Source organism: Streptomyces sp. B1866 (assembly GCF_031932565.1).
Taxonomy (GTDB): domain Bacteria; phylum Actinomycetota; class Actinomycetes; order Streptomycetales; family Streptomycetaceae; genus Streptomyces.
This window is the reverse complement of record NZ_JAVSCF010000024.1, coordinates 6,239-18,213: the sequence shown is the minus strand read 5'-3', so window position 1 is coordinate 18,213 and position 11,975 is coordinate 6,239. Positions and strand designations below refer to the sequence as shown.

Below are 11,975 nucleotides of genomic sequence, written 5' to 3'. Positions count from 1 at the left end.
ACACCAGGCGCCGCGCGGGCCTGTACGGGCTCGGCGGGCTTGACCTTCGAGCCGGGTCGAAGGTTTACGGTCGCGGTATGAGCACGATGCGCATCTCCCAGCTCGCCGAGCGCACGGGTGTCGCGGCGAGCACCCTGCGGTTCTACGAGTCCCGCGGCCTGCTGCCCGCCGACCGCACCCCGGCCGGCTACCGCCGCTACGGCGAGGACGCCGTCGAACGGCTGGCGTTCATCGGCGCGGCCAAGAACCTGGGCCTGCCGCTGGAGGAGGTCGCCGGGCTGCTGTCGGTGTGGGAGTCGGGAGCCTGCCGGGACGTGAAGGCCGACCTGCGGCCCCGGCTCGCCGCCCGCCTGGCGGCGGCCGAGGAACGGGCGGCGGAGCTGGCGGCGTTCACCGCCACCCTGCGCGCCGCGCTGGAGCACCTGGACGCGCTGCCGGACCGGCCGGGCCGGTGCGACCCGCAGTGCGGTTTCCTCACCCCGGCCCGGCCGTCGCCCGCGCGGGCCACCGCGGGTCCGGGTGGCGGTCCGGCCGCCGATTCGGGTGGCGGTCCGGTGGACGTGGCCCTGGCGCCGAGCCGCCGCGCGGCCGAGGCCCAGGAGCAGCGGGCGGAGCAGGCGGCGCCAGGCGAACCGGCGGCGGCCGGGGAGCCGACGGCGGAACGGTGGCGTACGGCCCCGGTGGCGTGCTCGCTGACTGGGGACAGCGTGCCCGAACGCGTCACGGACTGGCACCGGGCACTGGACGGCGCCCGCCGCCAGGACATCCCCGAGGGCATACGGCTGACGCTCCCGGCGGCGCGCACCGCGGCGGTCGCCGAACTGGCGGCGGCCGAGCAGGGATGCTGCCCGTTCTTCGACTTCCGCCTCCACCTGGACGGCCCCGACCTGCACCTGGAGGTCCGTGCCCCGGCCGAGGGCGCCGCCCTGCTGGCCGAACTCTTCGCCGAACCCGCCGAATCCGCCTGACCGCGCCCCGCCCACCCCCGCACCCCCCGTCCGAAGGACCCGCCCGCCGTGCTCGTCGTCCGCTCCGTCGCCCTGTTCGCCCTCGCCGCCCTGTTCGAGATCGGGGGCGCCTGGCTGGTCTGGCAGGGCATCCGCGAACACAAGGGCTGGATCTGGATCGGCGCGGGCGTCGTCGCCCTGGGCCTGTACGGCGCGGTCGCCACCTTCCAGACGGACGACGACTTCGGCCGCATCCTGGCCGCGTACGGCGGGATCTTCGTGGCCGGGGCGATCGTCTGGGGCATGGCCGCCGACGGCTACCGGCCCGACCGCTACGACGTCGTCGGCGCGCTGGTCTGCCTGGCCGGCATGGCCGTGATCATGTACGCCCCGCGCGGCCGTTGAGCATCCCGGCTCTTCCGCGCGTCCACACGCAACGCGAGAGGCGCCCTACGCGACGGTCCCGGTCTCCTGAATCCCCTCTACCCGGTCGAGCACGGCATGGGCCAGGTCTCGGAACTCCTTGTAGCAGGTGCGCACGTACTGCTGGGTGCTGCCCAGCGCCCCGTCCGCCGGCTTGAGGTCGAACATGGGCTTGCGCGCGTCGTGGGCCAGCGGCATCAGACTCCGGTAGTTCCGCAGAGTGGCAATCCGGTACGCCTGGTCGTCCCGCGACGGCGGCTGCTGGTCGAGCACAGCGGTGCTGAACACCCGCGGGACGCGTTCGAGCCACCGCTCGTACGCCTTCACCGGCCGGTCCAGGCGCATCTCCGGCTGCATGACGACGTATCCGAGTGGTGTCATGTTGGCACGGGGGGCGGGGAAGCCGTCAGGCATCCTGGGCAACACCAGATCCCGCCAGTTGCCGCGCCACGTACGAAGCGTCGGACCAAGGTTGCTCATGCCCCGCAAGGAGAACAGGTCAGCGGCCAGTGGCATCAGTACGGCGTCCGCTGCGATCAAAGCGGCGCGGTTGATGGCACCCAGGTTCGGCCCGACATCGATGAGCACGACGTCGGCCTCAACGTGAGAGGCTACTCGTCTGACAATCCGGTAGAAAGCGGTGGTGGTCCGGATGGCGGCCATGTCACCCGCGAAGGTCTTCGGCCACTCGCCCGACAGCTTGTCCTCGAATCGGGTGAGGTCCAGGCTGCCCGCCAGCAGCCACAGATCAGGCATGAGAGGCGTCGGCTTCACTTCGCCGATGTCTCCGACACCCTCAAGGATGGGACGAACCGCGTCTGCGATCGTCTGGCCGGGGCGCACCCGGCCGGTACCGAACAGGTACTGCTGGGCCATGCCCTGCTCGGTCAGCTCGAAGGAACTGCCCCACAGCTCCTCGATCTCCGTCTGCTCCAGGCACATCGACGTCAGATTGGCCTGCGGGTCGAGGTCGACTGCGAGGACACGCAGGCCCAGTCGGTGGAACATGTGCGCCAGGTGATAGGCGAGCGTGGTCTTGCCGACGCCACCCTTGTTGTTGAACAGGGCGATGGAGGTCATGTCGCCGCCCTCCGCAGCGTGACGGCCCACGACGACTCGTCCACCTGGAACTCGGCGGGAGGATTCCCGTTCCGCTCCAGGGCCGCCCTGATACGCCCGATACCCCGGCCGAACCGGTTGACGTATCCCAGGCCCTTCATGGCGGCGGCCAGCGAGGGGTTGCGGTAGTCGGTCACCCGGTGGAAGTTGTCGGTACGGACCTGCCCGTACGGGCCGCCGGGGTTGGTCACCTCGATCCGGTCCTCGAACCAGGCGATGCGCACCGGGGCATAAGAGGTCTCGTAGTTCCGGTGCATCAGCGCGTTCATGGTGACCTCGCGCAGTGCTTCGAACGGGTAGTCCGGGCGCGGCGTCTCGCGGAAGCCGTCCCCTACGAGGCGGGTATGCAGATGGCCGCGCAGCACGGTCTCCAGTCGGGCGGCGGTGTCGACCAGGTTGTGCCGCAGCTCCTGATCGTCGGAGACCGGGGCGTCCAGTCCCGTGCCCTGGAACCGGACGAACTGGACGTACGCGCCGGGGATGCGGCTGCTCGGGTCGAATCCGACCGTCAGTAGCCCGAGCGCGGTGGGAATCTCCTCGGGACTCGTCAGGTGAAGGGACGCGAGCTGCTGGAAGAGCGGTCGACCGTTCTCCTCGATCACGTCCACGTCGACCATCGCGGGCAGATAGCCGCGGCGGAAGAGGTCGAGGTCCAGGTCGTCCAGCGCGGCGCCGGGCACGGTCCGGCTGTCGAACGGCCCATCGTTGGCCCGCCGCCGCTCGGCCAGCACCCGCTCGTCATCCCGGGTGGCGCGCCGGGTGGTGGGCCCCGGCCGCACCCAGACCACGCCCTCGAACCGGACGGGCGGCGTCGCGGACGCTTCGACGTGGATGTGCACCACCGGCCTGCCCCGGTAGACGGCCCGCTGGACGGTGAGGGACGGGCGGTCCAGGATCCGGCCGTCGTCCCGCAGATCGGTGAGCGCGAGGAGCGCCCTGTCGCTGGTGTCCACCTCTCCGACCGGGTAGCCGTCGTCTCCCACGCCGATGAGGATGTCACCGCCGCCACGGTTGGCGAGGTCGTTCGCCATCGCGCAGACGGCGTTGCCGACCGCGTCGCCGCGCCTGCCCTCCCGCTTGGCGGTCCGCTTGAACTCCAGGGAGGGGGTCTCCCGGGTGCCGAGGACGTCCGCCAGGTCTTGGTCGCTCACGCGGGCCATTCTCGCCTATGGCCTGGCCCCGCCTCGGCCGGTCACCTGGCGCGCCGTCGCCTCTTGGGAAGGAGGCGGCAGCGAGACCAGACGCTACGGAGTCGGCTCATGGCGTGGCGGGAGCGGTGAAGTAGTGGCCCTCTTCGAGGTCCGCGATGAGGCCGGGGTGGATGGGCTGCCAGTCCAGCAGCTTCTCGGTCAGCGTGCTGGACAGCGGGTTGTCGAGCTGGACGAAGGCGCCGAGGAAGCCGAAGTGGGCGTCGGCCTCCTCCGGCGGGATGCCGGTCACCGGCAGGTCCAGGTGGCGGCCGATGACCTCGGCGATCTCCCGGAAGGGCACTCCGTGGTCACCGGCGGCGTGCAGCCGCGACCCCGCCGGAGCCGCCTCCAGGGCCAGCCGGTACAGGCGGGCCGCGTCCAGCGTGTGGACGGCGGGCCAGCGGTTGGAGCCGTCGCCCACGTAGGCCGCGACGCCCCTGGCGCGGGCGGTGGCGATCAGGGTCGGGACGAAGCCGGTCGTGTCCAGCGAGCTGTGCACGCTCGGGGGCAGCCGGAGGACGGACGACCGGACGCCGCGCTCCGCGAGGGCGATCGTCGCGTTTTCCGCAGGGACGCGGATTCCCGAGTCGGGCACGTCGGTCTCGGTGCCGGTGCGGCCCAGCCCTGCCAAGGCGAGCATCAGCGTGCCCGAGGTGGTCACCAGCGGCTTGCCGGTGCCCGCGAGCGCGTCTCCGAACGCCTCGATGACGCGCAGGTCGGCCTCTGCCGCGCCGACGTGGTCCCCGGCCCACATGGTGTCGTGCTTGAAGGCCAGGTGGATGACTCCGTCCGCTGACGCGGCGGCTTTGCCGAGGTCTTCGGGGTCGTCGAGGTCGCCTCGGTGCACGTCGACGCCGGAGGCCGCCAGCGCGGCGGCGGACGCGTCCGAGCGGGCCAGCGCGACGATCTGGTGTCCCGCCGCCAGGAGCTCGGGGACGACGGCGGAGCCGATGTGACCGGACGCGCCGGTGACGAAGATGCGCATGGGGGGTCCTTTGGTCGGGCCTGCTCGCCCTGCGGGGTGCGCGGTGGCGAGTGATGTCAGTTGGTGTCATCACGGTAGTACCCCATGACAGTGGCTGTCATCGCATTTTCCGGTGTGATGACGGTCACTGTCATCATGAGTACGATCGAGGCATGAGCCGATGGGAGCCCAACGCGCGCGGCCGCCTGGAGCAGGCGGCGCTGGAGCTGTTCGAGAGGAAAGGTTTCGACAGCACCACCGTCGCGGAGATCGCCCAGCACGCGGGGCTCACCGAGCGCACGTTCTTCCGGCACTTCGCCGACAAGCGCGAGGTGCTGTTCTCGGCGGCGGGCACGCTCCGCGACTCGCTCGCGAGCACGGTCGACGGCGCGCCCGCCGCGCTGTCTCCGATGGAGGCGGTCGCCGCCGGTCTGGTGGGGATCGCCGCCATGTTCGAGGAGCGCCGTGACATGTCCAGGCGGCGCCAGGCCGTCATCGACGCGAACGCCGAGCTTCAGGAGCGCGAGCTGATCAAGCTGGCCGCGCTGGCCTCGGCCCTCGCCGACGCGCTGCACGGGCGCGGCCTGGCGGCCCCGACCGCGAGGCTGGCGGCCGAGGCCGGGATCGCCGCGTTCCGGGTCGCGTTCGAGCGCTGGATCGGGGACGACGCCGGTGAGCGGGCCCTGGCGGACCACATACGGGAGTCCGTGGACGAGTTGCGCACCCTCGCGGGTGGGCGGGCCGCCACCGGCTGACCTTCCAGGGGCGCGCCGGGCCCCGCCCGGTCGTCCGGAAACGCGCGAGCGCCCGGCCTGTACGTACGGAGACGTACGGGCCGGGCGCTCGCGTCGTGCGGGTCTGGCGGCGGCCTTACGGCCGGGTGAACCCGTCCTCGGTGACGCCGCGCAGGAACGCGCCGAAGGCCGCCGGGGTGAGGACCAGGGCCGGGCGGGCCGGGACCTTGGAGTCGCGGACGGCCACGACGCCGGGCACGTTGCGGGCCACCTCGACGCATTCGCCGTTCTCGTAGCTGTACCGGCTCCTGTGCCAGACCGCGCGGGACAGATCAGGGGTGCTCATCCGGCCTCTCCTCGTTCCTCGGGGGTTCGGTCAGCGGTCGAACCGCCCGGCCCGTACGCCGCTGACGAACGCGGCCCATTCGGGGCCGCAGACCGTCATGACGGGACCGGAAGGGTTCTTGGAGTCGCGAAGGTCCAGTGCACCATCGGCACGGTGCCGTGCTTCCAGGCAGTTGCCGTTCTGCGCGCTATAGCTGCTCTTGAACCATTCGGACTGGTTTTGCTGCATTTCTGGGTATCTCTCCGTTTATCCCGGTAGATCCCGCGCGACATCCTTTATGAAGGCCCGACTCTCCAACTCCCCGAGCGCTGCAGCGCGCAGATGGTTGAAGACGTCGGCGTAGTAGCCGGTGTCGTGGGGGCTTTCCAGGTAAGTATGACTCAGGTGGCTCTCCAGGAGCACGACCTGCATGTCGGACGGCTCGGGAAAGCTGTAGATCTGGAAGGGGATCGGCCCGCCTCGGTACGCGCCTACCGAAAAGGGTAGGACCTGAAGCGTCACGTTCGGAAGGGCTGCCAGCTCGATCAGGTGGTGCAACTGCCCGCGCAGCACCTCGGGTCCGCCGTACTGCTGCCGTAGCGCCGCCTCGCCGAGGATCATCCACACGGTGATCGGGTTCTCGGACCGGGTGATGGCCTTCTGCCGCTCCATGCGAACCGCGAGCCTGGCCTGTTCGCTGTCGTTGAGGGGTACCGGAGAGCCGCCGCGGATGACCGCCTCGGCGTACTTCAGCGTCTGGAACAGGCCCGCCACCACTCCCGGCTCGAATCCCCGGCAGTACGAGGTGTCCTCCTCCAACCCGATCAGGTCCAAGAAGTCGCGCGGCAGGCGGTCCTCCAGCACGCGCCACCACCGCTGCTCCCGGCTCTCGCGGGCCAGCATCAGCCAGCCCTCGCGCGCCTTCGGGTCCGTGACCCCGTACAGGTCGAGCAGTGCCTTGAGGTCGATCTGACGGATGCCGCTCTGGGCGGACTCGATGCGACTGATCTTCGACGGGTTGCAGCTCAGCACTTCTGCCGCGTGTTCGAGGAAGAGTTCCTTCTCTTCCCGTAGGCGCCGCAGGTTGGTGCCGATCACCCGTCGACGAACGGTCGGCTTCGGCTCGTAGGTCATAGGCCCTCCGTGGTCTGCGAACAGGGAATCGAACAGATTGCCTACATTCGCTCATGCGAGCGAATCAAGTTGTGTCACTTGCAAGTTGGGCTGTGTAGGAGTCATGCTAGCGGAAGCTCGGCGCCCCGCCTACCGGTTGGGCGACAGCACGTCAGTTCGCCTATGCGCTCGGTGAGTTGACGATTCCTGACCTTCCGTCAGCCCAGGAGATGCCGCACGCCGCGAGCCGTCCGTGCCGTTCTGTGAGGAGACCCATGACAGGCGCCACAGCCACTCCGCAGTGCTCCTTGCGAGACCTGACGATTGCGCCACGGCAACTGGCCGAGTTGCGGCGCCTGTCACGGCAGGTCATGCGCCTGCTCGGCGTCTCCCGGGCCGCCGAGGCGATCGTCCTCCAAGGGCTCACCGAGCTGCTGAGCAACGTGGCCAAGCACGTTCCCGTGCCGCGCTGTTCGGTGCAGATCACGCACGCGGACGGCACGGTCCGGGTCGCGGTCTGCGACTGCTCGGCCCGCCCACCGGAAGTCACCACGCCCGACTGGGACTCCGAGTCCGGCCGGGGCCTGTGGCTGCTGCGGGAAATGGCCTCGGACTTCGGGTGGGAGCCGACGGCCGACGGCAAGCGAGTGTGGTTCACCGTCTGAAAGGAGTCCGATGGCCAGTCAGTCCGGAGCGAGGGCGGACACGCGACGGCACGGGTTAGTCCCGTACATCACGGCATGGTCGGCGGAGAAGCCCGTGCCCCACCTCCTCGTGGAGCGCGAGCCGATGGGCATCGGGTACGCCGACGAGAACGCCTATGACCGGGACGCGACCGGGATGCTGTGGGACCGGGTGCCGTTCCGGCCGGGGGAGGGGCGGCCCGAGTTCGCGACCGTCCACTCGACGCGGCAGCGCCTGGCGATGCGGCGACTGCTGTGCCAGGTCTGCGGGAAGCCCGCCGACCGCGACGAGCGGGGCGTGCTGTGGCTGCTCGACCGCGACGAGGTGGACGAGCGGCCCGAGTGGCCGGAGAACACGGTCACCCGGCACCCGCCGGTGTGCCGTCCGTGCGCGCGGGCCTCGCTGCGGCTGTGTCCGAGGCTGCGCGGCTGGCACGTGGCGGTGCGGGTGCGGCGGCCGAAGCTGTACGGGGGATACGGCGCGCTGTACGAGCCGTACGCGCTGTTCCCCAAGGCGATACGGGACGCGGAGCTGCCGTTCGGGGACCGCTTCGTGCCCTGGTTCCGGGCGTCGCAACTGCTGCGCAAGCTGAAGGGCTGCACGCGCGTGCGGCTATGAGGACCCGCCGCGAGGCATCGGCGCGGGGCGGTCCGTCGGCAGGTCCTCAGGCCGAACGGGGTGCGGTCCGCCTCAGCCGAGGCCGCGGGCGGTGAGCCAGGTCGAGACGGTGGCGCGGACGTCGGGGGCGGTGCGCTGGAGGTTCAGGGCGTGGCCGCTGCCCGGGAAGTACTTCAGGGTCACGTCCGGGTTGGCGCCGAAGAGGCCCTTCTCGGTCTGCCCGGCGGCGGGCTGGTCGTACAGGGCGTCGTCGAGGCCGTAGAGCAGCAGGACCGGGACCTTGATCAGGTGCAGGTTCGAGGCGTTCGGCAGCAGACCGGCCGCGAAGGAGAAGACGTCTCCGCACGGGTCGCGGTGGCGCAGCGGGGTCGCGGCGGCCACGATCCGGGGCTCCGCGCCGTAGAAGTAGTCCTTCTGCCAGTCGGTGTCGGACTGGCCGAAGTACGCGTAGCCGCCGGGCAGGCCGGGTCCGGCGGGCTGGCCGCCGAACAGGCAGTTGGCGCCCTGGATCAGGCCCTCGGCGATGCCGTGCGCGCTGGGCTGCTGGTTGGCGTGCGCGAACACCATGAGGCCGTCGACACCGCCGAAGGAGTACGCGGAGATCTCGGAGGCCATCGCGCCGCCCGAGTGCCCGGCCAGCACGACGTGGTCGTAGGAGCGCGGCGTTCCGCTGTCGGTCTGGTACGTCCCGGCTCGCACCTGGGTCACGATCTGGTGGATCTCGTCGGCGTCGGCTCCGAGGCAGGTCTGGAATCCGTTCGGGTGGGTGCTGTCTCCGTACCCGAGCCGGTCCACCAGGATGGACACGTGCCCCTGGTCGGCCATCTGGGCGGCGTAGTCGTAGGCGGGGTCGGGGAAGTGCCAGAACCACTTGCCGAAGCTGAACTCGTGGAAGTACAGGGTGACCGGCGCGTGGGCGTCGCGGTTCGCCAGCACCGACGCCGGTCCGACCATCCGGCCGGACAACGTGACCTCAGAGCCGTCGGCGCCGCACGGCAGCTTCGAGCGGTTGACGTTCTGGACGTGGAAGGTCACCTTCACGTCCTGGATCTGCGGCTCCTGCGCCTGAGCGGGGACGATGAGCCCGGCGAAGAGCAGCAGCACGCCCAGCAGGACCCCAGCCGCCGCCTGCTTGTGCCGCCTGATGGAGAGGTCCATGACGTGGGGCCCTTCACTCGGTCCGACGCGGACGGAGAGGTCGAAGAACTGGTCAGTTCTTCGCGTACGGTAGCGTTCCCCAAAGCTGCCGACAAGGGCATGCCAAGGAGTGCCGGGGCCGGGTGGACGGTAAGAGTCCGGAAAGCGCGCGGCGCCCCCGTACCGGCAGGGCGGGTACGGGGGCGCCGCGCGTGCGGGCCGGTGGCGAGCGCTACCGGACAGGGGTGTCGGCGGCCGCGTGCGGGTGGCCGGCCGGGCGGATGTAGAGGCGCTGGCCAACGGCCGCTGCCTGGCGAACGATCTTGCTGACGGAGGCGGCGTCCACGACGGTGCTGCGCAGGGCAGTGCCGTCGATGTCATTGAGGTGCATGATCTCGAAACGCACGTCTTCTCCCTTCGTCTGATCCTCCGGAGGAGAACTGATGGCGGCAGGTCGAACGGTGTGCCGTCCGTACCACCTAACCCGCACAACGTGTTAGACATGTAAAACATTCCGTACGCTAACGAAACTTTTTAAAAGCCTAAGCAAACTCGGGGTCGGGCCGGTGCGTCGTCCCAGCGTGCGGCCGGGTTGTGCGGCCCGCCGCGCCGCCCGGACAATGAGGCGCGTATGAGTGACACCACGCCTCCGGGCCCCACCGACCTCGCCGCGATCGCCGCCGGCATCGAGCGCACGAACGAGCTGCTCCAGCGCGTGCTCGCGGAGGTCGCCACCACGCCGTCCACCCACGCGATCTTCGTCGACGCGGGGTACGTCTACGCGGCGATCGGGGTGCTGGTCGCCGGGACCGAGGACCGGCGGGCCATCGAGCTGGACGCCGAAGGACTCATCGAGGCGTTCATCGACAAGGCGCGCACGCTCTTCCCCGACAGCAGGCTGCTGCGCGTCTACTGGTACGACGGCGCCCGCCGCCGCATCCACAGCCGCGAGCAGCAGAGCATCGCCGAACTGCCGGACGTCAAGGTCAGGCTGGGCAACCTCAACGCCAACAACCAGCAGAAGGGCGTCGACTCCCTCATCCGCACGGACCTGGAGTCTTTGGCCCGGCACCGCGCCATCGGCGACGCCGTCCTGATCGGCGGCGACGAGGACCTGGTCTCGGCCGTGGAGGCCGCGCAGGGCTACGGGGCGCGGGTGCACCTGTGGGGCATCGAGACGCCCGGCGACCTGCGCGGGCCGCGCAACCAGGCCGAGCCGCTGCTGTGGGAGGTCGACAGCCAGCGCACCTTCGACCTCGACTTCTGCAAGCCGTACGTCACGCGCCGACCGGTCGGCCAGGAGTCGTACGGCGCGGGCTGCGGGCCCGTACCGACCGCCCAGGACGTGCGCTTCGTCGGCGCGCAGGTCGCCGCCCAGTGGCTGGCCACGCGGGGCCGCCACGACCTCGCCGAACTGCTGCCAAGCGACCCCATCCTGCCCCCGGCCGTCGACCACGAGCTGCTGGTGGACGCCGAGGCGCTGCTGCGGCTGTCGCTGCGCGCCCACGCCGACCTGCGGCGGGCGCTGCGGGACGGGTTCTGGGAGCACCTGCGGGCGCAGTACTGAGGCTTCCTCCCCGCCGGATCCGGCTCGGTCCGTTACGCGCCCAGGCCGTCCCAGAAGGCGGTCAGCGCCTCGGCCGTGGCCCCGGGCCGCTCGGCGGCCGGCGAGTGCGCGGCGCCCTCGACCACCGTGCGGCGCGCGCCGAGCCGCTGGGCCATGTCGTCCATCCACGGCACCGGCCAGGCGTAGTCCAGCACGCCGGAGACCACGTGTTTCGGGCAGGGCACGGCCGCCAGTTCCGCGACCCGGTCCGGCTCCTCGACGAGCTGCCGCCCGGTGGCCATCAGCTGCTCGGGCACGGTGACCAGCCAGCGCTCGTGCAGGAAGTCGCGCAGGGCGGGCGGGGTCTCGGCGCCGGGCGCCTCGGGCGGGTCCAGCGCGCGCATCGCCTGCCAGACGGACTCCATGTCCATCACCGGCAGCGCGTCGACGAGCATCTTCGTACGGGCCTGCTGCACCGTGCACAGCGCGGCCGGACCGGAGCTGAGCAGCGTCAGCGACGCGAACGCGCCCGGGTCGAGCAGCGCGGCGGCGCGGCTGATCAGGCCGCCGAGGGAGTGCCCGACCACGTGCACCGCCCCGTGCGGGCCGAGGGCCGCCGCCTGCGCGAGCACGTCGCGCGCCAGCTCGCCCTGGGCGTACGCGCTCTCGTCCCGGGGCCCGCCGCTCTCGTACTGGCCGCGCCCGTCCACCGCCACGGCCCGGTAGCCCGCGGCGGCCAGCGGCGCGAGCACGGCGATGAAGTCCTCCTTGCTGCCGGTGAAGCCGGGCACCAGCAGCACGGTGCCGCGCGCCGGCACCCCGGGCCCGGGCCGCGCGTCGTGCACGGCGAACTCGCCGCGCCCGGTCGTCAGGCGGTACGCGCGGGCGCCGGCGGGGAGCGTGAGGGTCGGTGGCCTGCTCATGAGGCGAGGCTAGCGGCCCCCGGGCCCCGGCCCACCGCGACCGCCCGGCCGGGTCCGGCCCCGGGCGGGCCGGGTACCGGTCAGCTCTCGGGCGCTGCCTCGGACCTGCCGGCCGAACCGCCGCCGCGCGTACGGCGCCGCCGCCGGGGCTGCCGGGGCCGCTCGGCACCCTCGGCCGTTTCAGCCGGTGCGTCGGCCGGTGCGGCCGGCGCGGCCGGGGCGTCGGCCGGTGCCGGTGCGGTGCCCGCCTCC

Annotated in this window: 15 protein-coding genes; 6 read left to right on the top strand and 9 right to left on the bottom strand. The window is 71.5% G+C overall.

Features of this window, described 5'->3' with window-relative positions; genetic code table 11:
* Positions 1-77 precede the first annotated feature (77 nt).
* Together RKE29_RS06105 and RKE29_RS06100 are read left to right on the top strand one after the other, a co-directional pair.
* Positions 78-968 (top strand): MerR family transcriptional regulator, encoded by an 891-nt coding sequence (locus tag RKE29_RS06105; protein ID WP_312004005.1) that lies wholly within the window; start codon positions 78-80, stop codon positions 966-968.
* Between the two features lie 48 nt (positions 969-1,016).
* On the top strand, positions 1,017-1,352 hold the full coding sequence (locus tag RKE29_RS06100) for a YnfA family protein (RefSeq protein ID WP_312004004.1): 336 nt from the start codon (positions 1,017-1,019) through the stop codon (positions 1,350-1,352).
* Positions 1,353-1,397: 45 nt separating this feature from the next.
* On the opposite strand, the gene RKE29_RS06095 is transcribed toward RKE29_RS06100, so the two are convergent.
* From RKE29_RS06095 to RKE29_RS06085, 3 genes are all read right to left on the bottom strand, one after another.
* On the bottom strand, positions 1,398-2,450 hold the full coding sequence (locus tag RKE29_RS06095) for an AAA family ATPase (RefSeq protein ID WP_312004003.1): 1,053 nt from the start codon (positions 2,448-2,450) through the stop codon (positions 1,398-1,400).
* Positions 2,447-3,649: an ATP-binding protein gene (locus RKE29_RS06090; protein ID WP_312004002.1), complete on the bottom strand. Its 1,203-nt coding sequence runs from the start codon at positions 3,647-3,649 to the stop codon at positions 2,447-2,449. The genes RKE29_RS06095 and RKE29_RS06090 overlap by 4 nt, the downstream gene beginning before the upstream one ends.
* 97 nt (positions 3,650-3,746) lie before the next feature.
* Positions 3,747-4,664, bottom strand: a complete 918-nt coding sequence (locus RKE29_RS06085; RefSeq protein WP_312004001.1) for an SDR family oxidoreductase — start codon at positions 4,662-4,664, stop codon at positions 3,747-3,749.
* Positions 4,665-4,816: 152 nt separating this feature from the next.
* Between RKE29_RS06085 and RKE29_RS06080 the strand changes: the two genes are divergently transcribed.
* Positions 4,817-5,398 carry a TetR family transcriptional regulator gene (locus tag RKE29_RS06080; RefSeq protein WP_312004000.1) on the top strand — a complete coding sequence of 194 codons (582 nt, stop codon included), beginning with the start codon at positions 4,817-4,819 and terminating at the stop codon, positions 5,396-5,398.
* A gap of 115 nt (positions 5,399-5,513) precedes the next feature.
* Here RKE29_RS06080 and RKE29_RS06075 read toward each other — a convergent pair whose 3' ends face one another.
* The 3 genes from RKE29_RS06075 to RKE29_RS06065 are packed head-to-tail and all read right to left on the bottom strand — an operon-like array spanning position 5,514 to position 6,836.
* On the bottom strand, positions 5,514-5,723 hold the full coding sequence (locus RKE29_RS06075) for a DUF397 domain-containing protein (RefSeq protein WP_312003999.1): 210 nt from the start codon (positions 5,721-5,723) through the stop codon (positions 5,514-5,516).
* 30 nt (positions 5,724-5,753) lie between these two features.
* Positions 5,754-5,951: a DUF397 domain-containing protein gene (locus RKE29_RS06070; RefSeq protein ID WP_312003998.1), complete on the bottom strand. Its 198-nt coding sequence runs from the start codon at positions 5,949-5,951 to the stop codon at positions 5,754-5,756.
* An 18-nt stretch (positions 5,952-5,969) separates the two neighbouring features.
* Positions 5,970-6,836 (bottom strand): helix-turn-helix transcriptional regulator, encoded by an 867-nt coding sequence (locus RKE29_RS06065; protein ID WP_312003997.1) that lies wholly within the window; start codon positions 6,834-6,836, stop codon positions 5,970-5,972.
* Positions 6,837-7,090: 254 nt separating this feature from the next.
* Between RKE29_RS06065 and RKE29_RS06060 the strand changes: the two genes are divergently transcribed.
* Both RKE29_RS06060 and RKE29_RS06055 read left to right on the top strand, forming a co-directional pair.
* Positions 7,091-7,480, top strand: coding sequence for an ATP-binding protein (locus RKE29_RS06060; RefSeq protein ID WP_312003996.1), 390 nt, complete (start codon positions 7,091-7,093; stop codon positions 7,478-7,480).
* 94 nt (positions 7,481-7,574) lie between these two features.
* Positions 7,575-8,117, top strand: coding sequence for a hypothetical protein (locus RKE29_RS06055; protein ID WP_312003995.1), 543 nt, complete (start codon positions 7,575-7,577; stop codon positions 8,115-8,117).
* 72 nt (positions 8,118-8,189) lie between these two features.
* On the opposite strand, the gene RKE29_RS06050 is transcribed toward RKE29_RS06055, so the two are convergent.
* Both RKE29_RS06050 and RKE29_RS06045 read right to left on the bottom strand, forming a co-directional pair.
* Positions 8,190-9,275 carry an alpha/beta hydrolase gene (locus RKE29_RS06050; RefSeq protein WP_312003994.1) on the bottom strand — a complete coding sequence of 362 codons (1,086 nt, stop codon included), beginning with the start codon at positions 9,273-9,275 and terminating at the stop codon, positions 8,190-8,192.
* 211 nt (positions 9,276-9,486) lie between these two features.
* A complete protein-coding gene (locus RKE29_RS06045; protein ID WP_312003993.1) occupies positions 9,487-9,660 on the bottom strand; it encodes a hypothetical protein in 174 nt (57 codons plus the stop codon).
* Positions 9,661-9,885: 225 nt separating this feature from the next.
* Between RKE29_RS06045 and RKE29_RS06040 the strand changes: the two genes are divergently transcribed.
* A complete protein-coding gene (locus RKE29_RS06040; protein ID WP_312003992.1) occupies positions 9,886-10,821 on the top strand; it encodes an NYN domain-containing protein in 936 nt (311 codons plus the stop codon).
* Positions 10,822-10,853: 32 nt separating this feature from the next.
* On the opposite strand, the gene RKE29_RS06035 is transcribed toward RKE29_RS06040, so the two are convergent.
* Positions 10,854-11,723: an alpha/beta hydrolase gene (locus RKE29_RS06035; protein WP_312003991.1), complete on the bottom strand. Its 870-nt coding sequence runs from the start codon at positions 11,721-11,723 to the stop codon at positions 10,854-10,856.
* Positions 11,724-11,975 lie beyond the last annotated feature (252 nt).